Genomic DNA, 16,288 nt, shown 5'->3' on the forward strand with positions numbered 1-16,288 from the left:
CGGCGCGACGAAGGCAGGTTGTTGCCCTAAAGCCGCGGACGCCCGTAGCGCGCGTAGAGCGTCGGCAGCACGAACAGGGTGAGCAGCGTCGCGGAGATGAGCCCGCCGATGACAACCGTAGCGAGCGGCTTTTGCACCTCGGCCCCCGCACCGGTTGCGAGCGCCATCGGCACGAAGCCAAGCGACGCGACGAGCGCGGTCATCACGACCGGCCGGAGCCTTGCCAGTGCCCCCGCCTTCGCCGCCTCGGTGCGCGCCATGCCCTCGGCGATCAACTGCTGGATCGATGTTACCATCACCAGTCCGTTAAGCACCGCGATGCCGGACAGCGCAATGAAGCCCACCGCCGCCGAGATCGAGAACGGCATGCCGCGCAGCGCCAGCGCGAGCGTCCCGCCGACGAGCGCCAGCGGCACGCCGGTAAAGACGATCGCGGCATCGCGCACGCTGCCCAGCGCGCCATAGAGGAGCAGCAGGATCAGCGCGAAGCAGGCCGGGACGACGAGCGCGAGCCGGTCACGCGCCGAGGCGAGATTTTCGAACTGCCCGCCCCATTCGACATATTGGCCCGCGGGCAGGCGCACCTGTTCACGGATTGCCGATTGTGCATCCTCGACGACGCTCGCGACGTCGCGGCCGCGGACATTCGCCTGGACGACAATCCGCCTTTTGCCATTCTCGCGGCTGATCTGGTTCGGGCCATCGACCACCGCAAGTTCGGCGACGCTTTCGAGCGGGACGAAGCTGCCCCCCGGCGTCGGCACCGGCACTTGCCCCAATGCCGCAAAGTCGTTGCGGGCGGCGTCGGACAGGCGGATGGTGACGGCAAAGCGCCGGTCGCCCTCGAAGATCACCCCGGCGTCGCGCCCGCCGACCGCCGCCGCCACCGTTTCCTGCAGTGCCGCGGCCGTGATGCCGAGCCCGGCCATCGCTTCGCGCTTCGGCCTTATGTCGAGCATCGGCAGGCCCTCGGTCTGCTCGACGCGAACATCGGTCGCCCCCTCGGTTTTGCGCAAGACGGCGGCGATGCGGTTCGCGGTTGCCGCCATTGCGTCGCTGTCGTCGCCGAAGACCTTGACCGCGACGTCGCCGCGCACCCCCGCGATCAGCTCGTTGAAGCGCATCTGGATCGGCTGGCTGATCTCGAAGGCATTCCCCGGCAGCCCGGCGAGCGCCTTTTCGACCTTCGCGGTCAGTTCCGCTTTCGTGAGCCGCGAGTCGGGCCAGTCCTTCCGCGCCTTCATGATGATGAAGGTATCGGAGATGTTCGGCGGCATCGGGTCCGACGCGAGTTCGGCGGTGCCCGTCTTCGAAAAGACGAACTTCACCTCCGGCAGCGCGGCCAGCGCGCGTTCGGCGCGAAGCTGCATCGCCTGGCTCTGGTCGACCGATGTTCCGGGAACGCGCAGCAATTGGGCGGTAAGATCGCCTTCGTCGAGTTGCGGCAGGAACTCCTGTCCCAACGTGACATAGGCGCCGGCGCCGAGCAGCAGCGCGGCCAGCGCCGCAAGCATCGTCCCCCGCGGCTGACCCATCGCCCGGTCGAGTCCGGGTTCGTAATGCGCACCGAGCCAGCGCATGATCCGCCCCTCCTTTTCCTCGACCGGCTTCGATAACCATATCGCGAGCATCGCGGGCACGAAGGTCAGCGACAGGACGAAAGCGGCGGCGAGCGCGACGATCACGGTCAGCGCCATCGGCGTGAAGGTCTTTCCTTCGACCCCGGTCAGCGTCAGCAGCGGGACATAGACGAGGATGATGATCGCCTGCCCATAGACCGACGGGCGGATCATTTCGCGCGCGGCCGCCGCGACGACGCCGAGGCGCTCGTCGCGGTCAAGCGTGCGTCCGAGCTGGTGCTGCCGCTCACCGATCCGCCGCAGCGCATTTTCGACGATGATGACGGCGCCATCGACGATCAGCCCGAAATCGAGCGCGCCGAGGCTCATCAGATTCGCCGATACGCCGCCTTTGAGCATCCCGAAGCTCGTCAGCAGCATCGTGACCGGGATGACGAGCGCCGCGATCAACGCCGCGCGGAAATTGCCAAGTAGCACGAAGAGGATGACGATGACGAGCAGCGCCCCCTCTGTCAGGTTCTTCGCCACCGTCTGGATCGTCGCGTTGACGAGGCCGGTGCGGTCGAGCACCGGCTGGATGACGATGTCGGTCGGCAGCGAGGCGTTGATCTCTTCGAGCCGCTCGGCAACCAACCCGGCGATATTGCGGCTGTTCTCGCCGATCCGCATGATCGCGGTGCCGACGACGACCTCGCGGCCATTTTCGGACGCCGAGCCCATGCGGATCGCTTGCCCTGTGCGCACAGCCGCGACTTGGTCGAGGCGTATCGGGACGCCGCCACGCGTCGCAATCACCGTCTGCGCCAGTTCGTCGGCGCTGCCGATGCGCGCGTCGGACCGCACCGCCAGACCTTCGCCGTTGCGGTCGACGACGCCCGCGCCGATCGCTTGATTGTTAGCTTCCAGAGCCTGCGCGAGATCGCTCAAGCTCAATTCGAGCGCCGCCAATCGCTGCATGTCGGGCACGACCTGATATTGCTTCACATAGCCGCCGATGGTGTCGACACCCGCAAGCCCGGGGATAGGCTTGAGCAGCGGGGTGACGATCCAGTCCTGCGCGGTCCGCAGATAGGTCGCCTTTTCGGCATCGGTGACCAGCCGGTCGCCCTCGGGGGTGATATAGGTGCCGTCGGGCTGCATTCCCGGCTCGCCGGGCTTATGCTTGTCGTCGCGGCGATGCTCCATATGGACCGTCCACATGAAGACTTCGCCGAGGCCCGTTGCGATCGGCCCCATCTCGGGGTCGACGCCTTCGGGCAGCGCGCGTTCGGCATCGCGCAGCCGTTCGGCAACTTGCGCGCGCGCGAAATAAATGTCGGTCGCATCGGCGAACACCGCCGTGACCTGCGCAAAGCCGTTGCGACTGAGCGAGCGCGTGCTTTCAAGCCCGGGAATGCCGGCAAGCGCGGTCTCGATCGGAAAGGCGACCTGGCGTTCGACCTGTTCGGGCGACAGCGCGGGCGCGCGAACGCTGATCTGCACCTGGTTGTTGGTGATGTCGGGGACGGCGTCAATCGGCAGGCGTGCCAAGGCCCAGGCGCCGATCAAGGTGGCGATGGCGGTGACGAGCAGGACGAACCAGCGCCGCGCAACCGCGAAATTGACGATGGAGGCGATCATGTCAGTGCCCCCCATGCTCGGCTTCGCCCTTGGCGAGCTCGGCTTTGAGGGTGAAGCTGCCTTCGCCCGCGAGCTCTTCGCCGCCCGACAGGCCGGTGACGGTCGCTATGCCGCCGACGCGCGACGTGACGGTCACCGGGACGGCGCGGAAGCCGTCTTTCGAGCGGATGAAGACGCTTGTCCGGCCTTCAACCGTCTGGATCGCGCTGTCGGGGATGCTCACCGCCTCGCCCGAACTACCGACCTGCAAGATCGCCGTGACGGGCTCTCCGGGGCGCCAGATGCCGCCACCGTTTTCGAGCAGGGCGACCGCCGGCACGAGCCGCGTCGCGGAATCGAGCACGGGCGACACGAACTGGACGCGTGCGGTGGTGCTGCGCGCTCCCGCGCGGACCTCGACCCGCGTCCCGACGCGGACGCGACCCGCGTCCGCCGGAGTCAGCGACAGATTGATCACCACGCGGCCGAGGTTGGCGACGCGGAACAGCTCGGCATCGGGCGCGACGGTCTGACCGAGCACGACGCTGCGCGCCGTCACTTGCCCGCCGATCGGCGCGACGACGCCGATGCGGTTGAGCGAGCCGCCGCCGACGCCGGCCGCGGACACCTGCTGCCCCGCAAGACGCAATGCGATGTTCGCTTCGGTCATCGCGGTCCGCGCGGCGATCAGGTCGCGTTCGGGCGAGACTTTGAGCGCAAACAGCCGCTCTTCGCGCCTCAGGTTCGATCGCGCGAGGTTCGCGCGCGCTTGCGCGGCTTCGACCTCGGCACGCAGACCCGCTGCATCACGGCTCTCGATGACCGCGACGACCTCGCCGCGGCGGACCGTCTCGCCGAGATTATTGTTGAGCGCGACGACACGCCCGCCGATCGCGGCCGAGACGACCTGCGTCGCCTGCGGGTCGCTTTCGATTGTTGCGGGCAAGCTGAGCGTGCCCACGCCCGCCGTCGGGCGGACAATCGTTATTCCCGTCGCTTCGATTTGCTGCGCGGTCAGATGGACTACGCCCTCGGCCTCTTTCGCCTCGGGCTTTTCGGCCGGTGCCGCCGCCTGCTGGCCGCAACCGGCCAGAACAAGCGTCAGCGCGAGCGGCAACGCCGCCCGATATTTGGTCTTGGTCGTCATTTGGTTTCTCCCTCGGCGGGCAGCCGGGCCGTCAGCCGTTCAAGGCGTGCGGCGGCATCGTGATAGGCGGCGCGCGCATCGATTCCGGCGCGGCGGGTGTCGAGCAAGGTCCGTTCGGCGTCGAGCAGGATCAGTTGGTCGAACTTGCCCTCGGCGTATCCGATACGCGCGATGCGGGCGGCCTCGGTCGCGGCAGTCAGTGCCGGTTCGGAGGCGCGCACGGCCGTGGCTGCGCGATCGCGGTCGGCTTCGGCCGCCGCAATCGCGCGTTCGGCTTCGAACAGCACGATACGCTGCTGCGCCTCGGCGCGGTCGCGCCCGCGCGCGGCCTGCGTCACCGCCGCCTTGCCGCCGTTGAACAGCGGCAACGGCACCGACACGCCGAACACCATCGCCTGATCATTGCTTGCCTCGAGCCGCCTTGTCCCGGCGGTCAGTGTCAGGTCGGGCGCGCGCTGGCTGCGCGCCAGCCGCAGGTCCGCCTCGGCCGACGCCGTGTCGGCGCCAGCCGCAGCCAAGGCCAGCGTGCCCCGCGCTTCAACAGGAACTGCCGGTCCCTGCCCCCGCGCGGCCGCACCGTCGAACCAGCCTTGATCGAGCATCGATCCGGCGCCGTCACCGACATAATGCGCCAGCGCGGCGCGCGTCGCCATTGCCGTACGCCGTGCGGTTTCGGCCTCGGTCGTCGCGCGAACCTGCTCCAGCACGGCGCGCTGCTCGTCGATCGGCGAGTTGGCACCGACCATCACACGGTCGCGCGCGATGCGCAGATTCTCGCTCGTAACCGCGACTTGCGCTTCGGCGATTTTGGCGCGACGTTCGGACGCGATCGCCGCGACATAAGCCTCGGTCACGGCGACCCGGCGATCGGCTTCTGCGACGGCGAGGTCGATCCACGCGCGCCGCACCTTCGCATCGGCGACCGCGACGCGCGCAGACCTTTTCCCGCCGAGTTCGACGGGCATTGCGAAGGCGATGGTCGTGTCGGATTCGTCAAATCCGCGGTACGGCCCGGTTCCGAGCGCGTTCTCGGTATCGACGCTGACCGACGGGTTGGGGCGCAGCCCGGCGACGGTACGCCCGGCCTGTGCGGCCCAGACGCCGGCCTCCGCCGCCTGTGTCAGCGGCGTGGCGACGCCGGCATTGGCCAGCGCTTCGTCAAGGGTGAGTATATCGCCGCCCGCGGACGGGGACGAGCTTTGCGCCTGCGCCGGCAAGGCACAGAGCGGCGCGGCCAGCATGGCCGCCAATAATGATTTCATCGTGGATTATCCTGAACAAGCCAAAGTCAGCCGCCGGATGACCGGCAGCGCGGGCTGGTTCAGGCGATCGGCGGCCGCAGGTTCGCGTCAGGGATCAGTTGCGGCACAAAATCGGTGCCGGCGGCGAAATTCAGGCCGTGGAGCGGCAGTTGCGTCGCCGGATCGTGCGCGCCGACGGCGCCAACCTGATGATGGCCATGGCAACCGCCGTGGCTGTGCAGCCCCATCTTGTCGGGATCACTGGCGGGTTGATCCTGCGTGTGCCCGCTGTCCTCGGCGCAGGATTCGATTGTGGTCCACTCGGGCGCCTCGGCGGCATGCGCGATGCTCCCGAATCCGATCGAGAACGATACCAGGAGGCCAATCAGGAGGCGCATCAGCGTCCGCATGCCGCGCCTATAGTCGCGGGCGGGCGCAATGTCACGCAGCGTCCCCCGCCGTCTCGATCGTAAAGCGGCTGTTCGACAGTTGCAGCTCGTCGCCGCAATGGCTGCACGCGGCGACCATGCTGAGGTCATGGCCGCACGGGCGATGGGTGAGCAGCAACGGCGGCCCCCGCTCGTCCGAAAACCATTTGTCGCCCCACTGCAGGAGCGCGAGGAGCACCGGATAGAGGTCGCGCCCCTTTGCGGTCAGGCGATATTCGACGCGGTCGGCGTGCGCCGAATAAGGCACGGTCTTCAAAATCCCTTGCCGCACCAGCCGCTCGAGTCGGCCGGTTAGAATGTTCGTCGCCATCAACGTATCGCGCTGGATGTCGTCGAAGCGGTTGATGTGCGTGAACATCGCGCGGACGACGAGCGTCGCCCAGCGGTCGCCGAACAGCTCGATCATCGTGTCAACGAGCGGGCGCCCGCCGGGCCGCCGCGCGCCGATTTCACCGTTAAAGCGGCGGCGTTCGTAGTGCGGGACGACCTGCGCGAGTCCGGGTCCCTCGCGCCAGTCGACGTCGCGCGGGTCGACCTCGGCACGGCAATGCGCGCACACCGGCATGGGTTCGGTCGCGTGGCCGCAGGTCGCATGGTGGAGCCGGACCTGGAAATCGCGGCTGTCGGCCTCCCACTTATGCTGCCAGCGGAGCATCATCAGGCCGTTGGGAAACTGGTCGCGGCCCTTTTGGGTCAGCACATAATGGTAACCGCGTCCGCCCTTCTTGGGCACTTTGACGAGGCAATCCTCCTCGACCAGCTTCTTGAGGCGGCCGTTGACAACCGAGCGCGCCAGCCCCGTGCGCGCGACGAATTCGTCGAAGCTGTGGGTGCCAAGGAAGGTCTGCTCCATGATCAGCAGCACCGGGACGTCGCCGACGACATCGAGCGCGCGCCAGATCGAACAGGCCCTGATCGTGCGGTCGTGTTTCAAATAAGCCGTCCTTACCTCTCCCCGCCCCTAGACCAAGGGGGATGCATCGACAAGGCTGGCACCCGCGACAAGAAGGGCGGCCTGGGCCGCCCTTCCCGCTGCATCAAAGCTGCATCAAAAGCGCCCGGTCAATTGCACCGCGATCGTGCGCGGGCGGTCGACGATGCCGTTATAGGCGTTGCCGGCGTTGCGCGTGATCGTCGTCGCGAGTGGCATCGAACTCGCCGTTTGCAGGATACGTTGGTTGGTCAGGTTGCGGCCGATCAATGCGACCTCCCAGCGATCGTCGACCTCAGCCAGCGCCAGCCGCGCGCCGAGCTTCATATAGCCGTCCTGATGCGTCCGCGGGTCGAGGTTCGCCGACGCGATATAGGAGGAAGAGAAGTCGGCGTTGACGTTGAAGGCGACCTTCATATTCGTCGTGATCGGCGTCGTGTAATCGAGGTTCAAATTGCCCGACCATTTGGGGCTGAGCGCGTTGCGCTTGCCCGAATAGTCGCAAAAGCCGTTCGCGCCCGGCACCTGCAGATAATAGCATTGGCCGTCGGTGAAATTGGTGAATTTGAAGTCGAGATAAGCGACCGCGCCGCTGACCGTCAGCCCGTCCACGAGTGCGGCGCGGAAGTCGGCCTCGACGCCCTGTGTGCGCGCTTCGGCGGCGTTGCGGACGTTGAAGTTCAGCGTGCCGTCGAAGATGTTGACCTGAAGGTCCTTATAATCGGTGCGATAGACCGAAAGGTTGAACGCGACATTGCGCCCCTTGTATTTCAGGCCCGCCTCCAAATTGTCGGCGCTTTCGTCCTCGAACTCGAACGCCCCGGGCTTTGCGACGGTGGTCGAGGTCGGCAGCGAGTTCGACCTTATGTCGAAACCGCCCGCCTTCGTACCCTTGGCATAGGACGCGTAGAGCATCAGATCGTCAGTCGCGTCGAACTGGACATTGACCATCGGGTTGAAGCTGTCCTCGCTGATCTTGCCCGAAATGCTGTGCGCTTCGATATTGAGCGCGCGGAACACCGCGGTGACGACCGGCAACGGCGCGGTGCTGAGCGGCCCCTTGACGACCGCGAGGGTGCGGCTCCCGGTCTTCTTCTCATGGTTGAAACGCGCGCCCGCAGTGATGCGAAGCTGGTCGGTCAGCGACAACTCGCCCTGCGCAAAGCCCGAGATCAGGTCCGATTTCTGCGCATAGTCGCGGTCGTTGCGCGTGTCGCCGAGCGCGTTGAACGGCGGACCGAGCGCGAGGAAGGTCGGGTTGAACAGGGTGAAATCCTGCACGTCGAGCTTCGCATGCTGGTAATAGACACCCGCGATATAGTTGAACGTCTCGCCGCCGGGCGAGGTCAGGCGGAGTTCCTGGCTGAACTGGCGATAATCTTCGCGCAGGTTCGTGCCATCGAGGAAGCTGATCCCCGAGAAATCGACGTCAACGATCTCGCGCGTCTTGTAGTCGAGCAGCGACGACACCGAGGTCACCGTATGCTCGCCCACTTCAAGGTCAGCGTTCAGTGTCGCGCCGAACACCTTGTTCTTGCTCTCATACCCATTGTCCTCGCGGACATAATCGGCGTCGGTGCTGACGAAGAACGGCCCCTGGAAGACGGTGTTGTAATTGCCCACCGCGCCGAACACGTCGCGCGGCTGCCCCTTCGTTTCGAAATCGGCATATTCGAGCTTCAATTCGGCGGCGAACGGTCCGCCGCGATCGAACTCCAGCTTGCCGCGGAAATATTTCTCGTCGACCTGCGGCTCGTTCCGGTCGAGTTTCTGGTTATAGAAATAGCCGTCCATCGTCCGGTAATAACCGACGACGCGCGCCTCGACGCCGTCGCTCAGCGGCCCCGAAAGGACGCCGGTGAGCTGGAATTCCTTGTGGTTGAATTCGTAAAGTCCGCTGACCGACCCTTCAAACTCGTCGGTCGGGCTGCGTGTCGTGATGTTGACCGCACCCGCGATGGCATTCTTGCCGAACAGCGTCGGCTGCGGCCCACGCAGCACCTCGACGCGCTCCATATCGACGAGCGGCAGGCGCGAGAGCTGGTCGCGGCCGTAATACACGCCGTCGACGAACATCGCGACCGACTGTTCGAACCCCTTGTTGTCGCCCGACGCGATGCCGCGGATCGCGATCCGGTTGGCGATCGCGGTCTGGGTGATTTTCAGGTTCGGGACCGACGACGAAATCTGTTCGAGGTTGGTCTGTCCGTAATTCTCGACCTGTTTGCCGCTGATCGCCGAGATCGAGATCGGCACGTCGGACAAGCCCTCGGCGCGCTTCTGCGCGGTCACGATGATTTCTTCGAGCCCGCCCTGCTCTTCAGCGGGTGCCGCGTCCTGCGCGAAAGCGATACCGGGGCTGGCGAGCGCCGATGCAGCGAGCAGCGCAACAAAATTTCTGTTCATAGGGTCCTCCCACGCATCATCGTCTTGGCGACCACCGCCCGCGATGTTTTTCTTGCCTTGCGACTCATAAGGGCTTTAAGTATCGTTATGCAAGTCAGATAATTTGAGAGAGGAAACACGTTGCCGCGACACGGCCTTCCCCCTGCGCTGACGCGTAATTTGCGCCTGCCCGCGATCGCCGCGCCGATGTTTCTGGTGTCGGGTCCCGAGATGGTGATCGCCGCCTCGCGCGCCGGGATGATCGGCAGTTTCCCCGCCCCGAACGCCCGCACGTCGGCCGATCTCGAGGATTGGGTGAACCGGATCGACGCCGCGCTGTCGAACGACCCCGAGACGGCCGCCTGGGCGGTGAACCTCGTCGTCCATCCGTCGAACAGCCGGCTTGCCGAAGATGTCGCGTGCGTTGTGCGCCACAGGGTGCCGCTCGTCATCACCGCGCTCGGCAGTCCCGCCCGGGTCGTCGAGGAAATCCATAGCTATGGCGGGCTGGTGTTTGCCGACGTCAATTCGGTCGGCTTCGCGCGCAAGGCCGCCGCAGCCGGGGTCGATGGGCTCGTCCTCGTCGCGGCAGGCGCGGGCGGGCATACCGGCGCGACCGCAGGGTTCGCCTTTGTCGAAGAGGTCCGGCAGTTCTGGGACGGGCCGCTCGTGCTCGGCGGCGCGATCTCGACCGGCCATGCCGTTCGCGCGGCGGAGATATTGGGCGCCGATCTCGCCTATCTCGGCACCTCGCTGATCGCCTGCGCCGAAAGCATGGCGGTGCCGGGGTACAAGGATATGGTTGTCGCGGCAGGCGCCGAGGATATCGTGCCTTCGAAAGGCATCACCGGTGTGACCGCCAACTGGCTGAAATCGAGCCTGATCGCCGCGGGATACGACCCCACGAACATGCCCGAGAACAAGCGCCCGAACTTCTCCGACGCGCAGGACGATGCCAAGGCGTGGAAGAATGTCTGGTCCGCCGGGCAAGGCGTCGGTGCGGTGCGCGGCGTCGAGCCCCTTGCGGCTATCGTCGACCGCCTCGTTTCAGAATATGATGCGGCCGCAACGCGCCCGCGCTTTGCCCCCGCCGAAGGAGTCATTGCATGACCGCCCAGCTTGTCGAGACGATCGAGACGACGATCCAGCCGAACGACCACCCCTATATGAAGGGCGCGTGGCGGCCGACGTTCAACGAATGGAACGCGATCTTCGTCAATGGCGATGCCGAAGTGATCGGGACAATCCCCGACGACATCGATGGCGTGTACGTCCGCACCGGCGAGAACCAGATCCACGAACCGATCGGTCGTTATCATCCCTTCGACGGCGACGGGTTCATCCACGCGATCAGCTTCAAGGACGGCCGCGCGAGCTATCGCAGCCGCTTCGTGCGGACTAAGGGGTTCGAGGCCGAGAAGGAAGCTGGGCGGTCGCTCTGGGCGGGGCTGATGGAGCCGCCGCACAAATCGACGCGCCACGGCTGGGGGGCGCAGGAATGGCTCAAGGATTCAAGCTCGACCGACGTCGCGATCCACGCCGGCAAGATCATCTCGACCTTCTATCAATGCGGTGAGGCGTACCGGCTCGACCCCTTCACGCTCGAACAGCATGGAACCGAAAGCTGGGTGCCGCTCGACGGCATATCGGCGCATTGCAAGGTCGACCTTGCGACGGGCGAGCTCATGTTCTTCAATTACTCGAAGCACGCGCCCTTCATGCATTACGGCGTCGTCGGGGCCGACAATAAGCTGAAGCACTATATCCCGGTTCCGCTCGCGGGGCCGCGCCTGCCGCACGATATGGCGTTCACGAAGAATTACACGATCCTCAACGACATGCCGCTCTATTGGAACGAGGAACTGCTCGAAAAGCGGCTGCACGTCGTGCAATTCCACCCCGACGAAAAGACGCGCTTCGCGATCATCCCGCGGCACGGCCAGCCCGAGGATATCCGTTGGTTCGAGGCCGAGCCGACCTACACTTTACACTGGCTCAACGCATGGGAGGAAGGCGACGAGATCATCCTCGACGGCTATTATCAGGAAGAGCCAATGCCCAAATCCTATCCCAATGCCCCGGAGGGCTTGGAGCGGATGATGGCCTATCTCGACCAGGGATTGCTCAAGCCGCGCCTCCACCGCTGGCGCTTCAATTTGAAGACCGGCGAGACGGTCGAAGAGCGGCTCGACGACCGCGACCTCGAATTCGGCATGTTCAACCACCGCTATGCCGGCAAGCCGTATCGCTACGCATACAGTGCGATCCCCGAGCCCGGCTGGTTCCTGTTCCGCGGGTTGGTGAAGCATGATCTTAATGCGCGGACGAGCGAATCCTATGAGTTCGGCCCCGGCCGTTTCGGCAGCGAGGCACCCTTTGCGCCGCGCATCAATGCGAAGGACGAAGACGACGGCTATCTCGTTTCCTTCATCGCCGACCTTGAAACCGACACGAGCGAATGCGTGCTGATCGACGCGAAGAATGTCGCGGCAGGGCCGGTGTGCCGGATCATTCTGCCCGAACGCATCTGCTCGGGAACCCACACCGTGTGGGCGAGCGGCGACGATATCGGCATGGGCGAAAACAGCGTGCTGGCCGCCTGAGATGATCGCCGCGGGAGAGGACAAAAGACGGCAGCATCGGGAAAGCGGCTGGTGGGGAGACAAGAGTTTCGCCGACCTGTTTTTCGCCAATGCGGTGGCGCATCCCGACCGGCTCGCGCTCGTCGATGCGCCGAACCGCGCCGATTTCGCTTTCGGCGCGCCGCAGCGGCTGACCTATGCCGAACTCAAAGCCGAGATCGACCGGATAGCGGGCGCGCTCGTTGTCGCAGGGATCGGCAAGGACGACGTGTTGCTCGTCCAGTTGCCCAACATCAGCGAATTCGTCGCGCTCTATTTCGCGGCCGCGCAGATCGGCGCGATCGTCAGTCCGGCGGCGGTGCAGTATCGCAGCCACGAGCTGAAGGGCATGATAGGCGTCGTAGAACCCAGGGCATTCATCTGCGCGACGCAGGTCAAGGGTTGCGATCATGTCGGGGTCGCCGCGCCGTTGCTGGGCGGCATCCAGTTGATGACCTTCGGCCCCGACGCGCCCGACGCGGCGCTCGATCTGTCGACCGCGAAGGACGACGAAAGAGCGCTTGCCGCGCATGTTGCCGCCAATCCGGTCGACGCCGACGACATCTTCACCATCTGTTGGACTTCGGGCACCACAGGCGTGCCCAAGGGCGTCCCGCGCAGCCACAATCACTGGATCGCGGTCGCGGGCGCGGGTTATGAGGCGATGAAGGTCGGGCCGGGCGATGTGTTGCTCAACCCCTTCCCGCTCATCAACATGGCGAGCATCGGCGGCATCACCATGTGCTGGCTCACCAGCGCAGGGACGATGGTGCTGCACCACCCCTTCGACCCCGCCATCTACCTCAAGCAGATCGCAACCGAACGGCCGAGCCTGACGATCGCGCCGCCCGCGGTGCTCAACATGCTGCTGCAGAATGAGGCGCTGCTCGCGTCGGTCGACCTTTCCAGCCTGCGCGTCATCGCGTCGGGCTCGGCGCCGCTCGCCCCCGCTATGGTGCGCGGCTTTCAGGAAAAGCTCGGCATCATCATCGTCAATGTCTTCGGGTCGAACGAGGGGATGAGCTTCATCACCGGCGAGGGCGACATGCCCGACCCCGACAAGCGCGCGAGCCTGTTCCCGCGGCGCGGCACCTATCGGCGTCCCTATGGCGAGGGCCGTGCGCCCAATATCGAAAGCCGACTCGTTCCGCCCGGCGGCGGCGATGCGATCGAGGCGGACGGCGTATCGGGCGAACTCCAGATCCGCGGGCCGACACTGTTCGAGGGCTATCACAACGCCCACGACCGCACCGCCGAAGCCTTCACCGACGACGGCTGGTTCCGTACCGGCGACCTGTTCGAGATCGCCGAGGGCGGCGACTTCTACCGCTTCGTCGGGCGCTGCAAGGACCTGATCATCCGCGGCGGGGTCAATATCTCGCCCGAGGAAATCGACCAGTTGCTTGGCGGGCATCCCCTGCTCGCGGAGGCGTGCGTTTTCTCGCTCCCCGACCCGGCTATGGGCGAACGCATCGGCCTTGCCTATGTGCCGCACGGGCCGGACGATGTCGGGATCGGCGAGGTCGCCGACTATCTCCGCGGGCACGATCTCGCGGTGTTCAAGCTGCCCGAGCGACTGTTCCGCTTCGACGCGCTGCCGCGCAACGTCACCAACAAGGTGATGCGCAGCGAAGTCCGCGAACGCGCGCTCGCCACTCTCGAAAAGGAAGCCTGACATGGCAAAGGACGTCTTCATCCTCGGCGGCGCACAGACCGACTTTGCGCGCAATCTCGAACGCGAAGGCGGCGGGCTGTTCGAACTGTTCCGCGATGTTGCCGAAGCGGCGTTCGTCGCGACGGGCATCGAGCCGAAGGAAGTCGAAACCGCGCATGTCGGCAATTTCGTCGGCGAACTCTTCGCGGGGCAAGGCCAGCTCGGCGGCTTCTTCGGCCATGTTCATCCCGACCTTGCGGGCATTCCGGCATCGCGCCACGAGGCCGCGTGCGCGTCGGGCAGCATCGCGATCCTCGCCGCTGCGGCCGAGATCGAGGCCGAGCGTTACGGCCTCGCGCTCGTCCTCGGCATCGAGCTGATGCGCAACGTCCCCGGCCAGCGTGCCGCCGAATATCTCGGCGCCGCGGCATGGGCGGGGCGCGAGGCGCAGGAAGCGCGCTACCTCTGGCCGTACATGTTCGCGCGCGTCGCCGAGGAATATGAGGAACGCTTCGGGCTCGACCGCGCACATCTGCGCAGCATTTCGGCGAACAACTTTGCCAATGCAAAGAAGAACCCCAACTCGCAGACGCGCGGCTGGGCAGTGACCGACGATCATCTTGGTGAGAATGACGAGGTCAATCCGCTGATCGAGGGCTCGCTGCGCAAGTCCGATTGCGGACAGGTTACCGACGGTGCCGCGGCGATCTTCCTCGCCTCGCGCGATGTCGCCGAAGCCTATGCCAAGCGGCGCGGCATTTCGATCGACAGCATTCCGCGGATCAAAGGCTGGGGCCATGCCACCGCCCCCCTGCTCTATTCGACGAAGGTCGAAGGCAGCCGCGGCGAGCCCTATGTTTTTCCGAGCGTGCGCAAGGCGATGATGGACGCGCTCCACCGCGCCAAAATGCCCAACGTCTATGCGTGCGACGGGGTCGAGGTGCATGACTGTTTCTCGATCACCGAATATATGGCGATCGACCATTTCGGCATCACGCCGCCCGGCGAAAGCTGGCGCGCGGTCGAGGATGGCACGATAGCATTGGGCGGCAGATTGCCGGTCAATCCGTCGGGCGGCCTCATCGGACTCGGCCATCCGGTCGGGGCGACGGGGGTGCGAATGCTGCTCGACAGCTGGCGGCAGGTCACCGGTAATGCCGGCGACTATCAGGTCGAAGGTGCGAAAAATTTCGCGACGTTCAACGTCGGGGGTAGCGCAACCACGGCGGTCAGCTTCGTCGTCGGCGCCTGACCCTTTGAACGTCTATCTCTATGACGCGGTACGAACACCGCGTGGCAAAGCGCGGCCCGACGGCGGACTCGCGGGGCTGAGTCCGCAGGAGCTGGTGCGTCAGCAGGCGGCGGCGTTGGCCGAACGCTGCGGCGATGTTGCACGCGCTCCCGATGCGCTGCTGCTCGGCTGCGTCACGCAGAGCGGCGCGCAGGGCGGACATATCGCGATGCTGGCTAAGCTTCATGCTGGCTTGCCCGACACGACGGCGGCGCACAGCATCAACAATTATTGCGCGTCGGGGCTGTCGGCGATCGGACAGGCGGTCGCGAAGGTTGCGAGCGGTGAAGCCACGCACATCCTAGCGGGCGGCGTCGAGTCGATGAGCGGCGCGCCCTTTCTTGGCGATCGCGCGGGCTTCTACACCAACGACGAACTGTCGCCGCGTGCGCGCTTCGTGCCACCCGTGCTAGCTGCCGATCGCCTTGCACATGCTGAGGGCATCAGCCGCACCGAGCTCGACGCCGTAGCGCTCGCTTCGCAGCAAAAGGCGGGCGCGGCAGAAAATGACGCCGCGCTCCAGAAGTCGCGGATCGCCACCGGGCCGCTGGCTGGCGAAGAATGTATTCGCCCGCAAACGACCGCGGAATCGCTCGCCGCCGCGCCGCCCGCCTTTGGCGAATTGCAGCAGCAATATGCCGGCGCGCTCGAAGGTGCGACGTTCGAGCCGCTCCACAGCATCGCGCATGCGCCGCCGATCTGCGACGGCGCGGCGCTTGCCCTCGTCGGCGCCGAAGGGCTCGGCATCGCGCCGCGCGCCCGCGTGCTCGCCTTTGCCGAAAGCGGCGGCGATCCGGCGGCGTCGCTCACCGCCGGCTTTGCCGCGATGGACAAGGTGCTGGCGCGCGCGGGGCTGGCGCTCGGCGACATGGACCGGATCGAGTTCATGGAGGCATTTGCGGTCACCATCGCCAAGTTCCACCGCGACCGCGACGCCGATCCGGCACGGGTCAATGTGAGCGGCGGCCATCTCGCTAAAGGCCATCCGATGGGCGCGAGCGGCGCGATCCTGACCTCGACTCTGCTCGACGCGCTCGACGCGTGCAGCGGCCGATACGGCCTCGTCGTGCTGACCGGCGCGATGGGGGTCGGCGCCGCGATGATCGTCGAGCGGCAATAGGCATTGCGAAAAAGCCCGGCTTCTTTATGGGCTGCGCATGCGGGGCTTGCTCCGCGCATGATCGCGCCGGTGCCCGAAAGGGCTTAAAATGGGAACGCGGTAACGGGGTTCGTCCTGAACCCCCGAAGCCGAGGCTGTCCCTGCAACTGTAAGCGGCGAGCGAGATGCACCGATCCGACTCTTTCGGATCAGCCACTGGGGTCACCTGGGAAGGCGTGCATCGAGCCCTGACCCGCGAGCCAGGAGACCTGCCGGCGTGGGTCGCTCAAT

The 16,288-nt window shown here is 65.8% G+C and carries 11 protein-coding genes and 1 riboswitch; of the genes, 5 read left to right on the forward strand and 6 right to left on the reverse strand.

From position 1 onward, the window contains the following. Positions 1-26: 26 nt before the first annotated feature. The 6 genes from ACREBX_RS09670 to ACREBX_RS09695 all read right to left on the reverse strand — a co-directional run bounded on the left by ACREBX_RS09670 (position 27) and on the right by ACREBX_RS09695 (position 9,353). Positions 27-3,200, reverse strand: coding sequence for an efflux RND transporter permease subunit (locus ACREBX_RS09670; protein WP_431561532.1), 3,174 nt, complete (start codon positions 3,198-3,200; stop codon positions 27-29). A 1-nt stretch (position 3,201) separates the two neighbouring features. Next, the gene (locus ACREBX_RS09675) at positions 3,202-4,326 is read right to left on the reverse strand and encodes an efflux RND transporter periplasmic adaptor subunit (RefSeq protein WP_431561533.1); all 1,125 of its coding nucleotides are present in this window, start codon (positions 4,324-4,326) and stop codon (positions 3,202-3,204) included. Continuing rightward, positions 4,323-5,588, reverse strand: coding sequence for a TolC family protein (locus ACREBX_RS09680; protein WP_431561534.1), 1,266 nt, complete (start codon positions 5,586-5,588; stop codon positions 4,323-4,325). Before ACREBX_RS09680 ends, ACREBX_RS09675 begins: the two co-directional genes overlap by 4 nt. A 59-nt stretch (positions 5,589-5,647) precedes the next feature. Further along, complete coding sequence (locus ACREBX_RS09685) at positions 5,648-5,977, reverse strand: hypothetical protein (RefSeq protein WP_431561535.1); 330 nt, start codon at positions 5,975-5,977, stop codon at positions 5,648-5,650. Positions 5,978-6,008: 31 nt separating this feature from the next. After that, positions 6,009-6,950, reverse strand: a complete 942-nt coding sequence (locus ACREBX_RS09690) for a winged helix-turn-helix transcriptional regulator (protein ID WP_431561536.1) — start codon at positions 6,948-6,950, stop codon at positions 6,009-6,011. Between the two features lie 114 nt (positions 6,951-7,064). Next, positions 7,065-9,353 (reverse strand): TonB-dependent receptor, encoded by a 2,289-nt coding sequence (locus ACREBX_RS09695; RefSeq protein ID WP_431561537.1) that lies wholly within the window; start codon positions 9,351-9,353, stop codon positions 7,065-7,067. Between the two features lie 120 nt (positions 9,354-9,473). On the opposite strand from ACREBX_RS09695, the gene ACREBX_RS09700 reads away from it, so the two are divergent. From ACREBX_RS09700 to ACREBX_RS09720, 5 genes are read left to right on the forward strand one after another with little or no spacing between them, the layout of a single operon-like run. Then, positions 9,474-10,442: an NAD(P)H-dependent flavin oxidoreductase gene (locus tag ACREBX_RS09700; protein WP_431561538.1), complete on the forward strand. Its 969-nt coding sequence runs from the start codon at positions 9,474-9,476 to the stop codon at positions 10,440-10,442. Beyond that, complete coding sequence (locus ACREBX_RS09705; protein WP_431561539.1) at positions 10,439-11,935, forward strand: carotenoid oxygenase family protein; 1,497 nt, start codon at positions 10,439-10,441, stop codon at positions 11,933-11,935. The genes ACREBX_RS09700 and ACREBX_RS09705 overlap by 4 nt, the downstream gene beginning before the upstream one ends. Position 11,936: 1 nt before the next feature. Further along, a complete protein-coding gene (locus ACREBX_RS09710; protein WP_431561540.1) occupies positions 11,937-13,628 on the forward strand; it encodes a class I adenylate-forming enzyme family protein in 1,692 nt (563 codons plus the stop codon). Position 13,629: 1 nt separating this feature from the next. Beyond that, positions 13,630-14,859, forward strand: coding sequence for an acetyl-CoA acetyltransferase (locus ACREBX_RS09715; RefSeq protein ID WP_431561541.1), 1,230 nt, complete (start codon positions 13,630-13,632; stop codon positions 14,857-14,859). A gap of 4 nt (positions 14,860-14,863) precedes the next feature. Next, complete coding sequence (locus ACREBX_RS09720; protein ID WP_431561542.1) at positions 14,864-16,018, forward strand: acetyl-CoA C-acyltransferase; 1,155 nt, start codon at positions 14,864-14,866, stop codon at positions 16,016-16,018. A gap of 50 nt (positions 16,019-16,068) precedes the next feature. Beyond that, a riboswitch (cobalamin riboswitch) is annotated at positions 16,069-16,288 on the forward strand.

The sequence above is a fragment of the Sphingopyxis sp. genome, assembly GCF_050725655.1.
Lineage (GTDB): Bacteria > Pseudomonadota > Alphaproteobacteria > Sphingomonadales > Sphingomonadaceae > Sphingopyxis.

What these genes read in the sequence shown, in the direction of transcription:
- ACREBX_RS09670 (WP_431561532.1), bottom strand. Translation starts at nt 3,200, where the DNA reads ATGATCGCCTCCATCGTCAATTTCGCGGTTGCGCGGCGCTGGTTCGTC.
- ACREBX_RS09675 (WP_431561533.1), bottom strand. Translation starts at nt 4,326, where the DNA reads ATGACGACCAAGACCAAATATCGGGCGGCGTTGCCGCTCGCGCTGACG.
- ACREBX_RS09680 (WP_431561534.1), bottom strand. Translation starts at nt 5,588, where the DNA reads ATGAAATCATTATTGGCGGCCATGCTGGCCGCGCCGCTCTGTGCCTTG.
- ACREBX_RS09685 (WP_431561535.1), bottom strand. Translation starts at nt 5,977, where the DNA reads ATGCGGACGCTGATGCGCCTCCTGATTGGCCTCCTGGTATCGTTCTCG.
- ACREBX_RS09695 (WP_431561537.1), bottom strand. Translation starts at nt 9,353, where the DNA reads ATGAACAGAAATTTTGTTGCGCTGCTCGCTGCATCGGCGCTCGCCAGC.
- ACREBX_RS09705 (WP_431561539.1), top strand. Translation starts at nt 10,439, where the DNA reads ATGACCGCCCAGCTTGTCGAGACGATCGAGACGACGATCCAGCCGAAC.
- ACREBX_RS09710 (WP_431561540.1), top strand. Translation starts at nt 11,937, where the DNA reads ATGATCGCCGCGGGAGAGGACAAAAGACGGCAGCATCGGGAAAGCGGC.
- ACREBX_RS09715 (WP_431561541.1), top strand. Translation starts at nt 13,630, where the DNA reads ATGGCAAAGGACGTCTTCATCCTCGGCGGCGCACAGACCGACTTTGCG.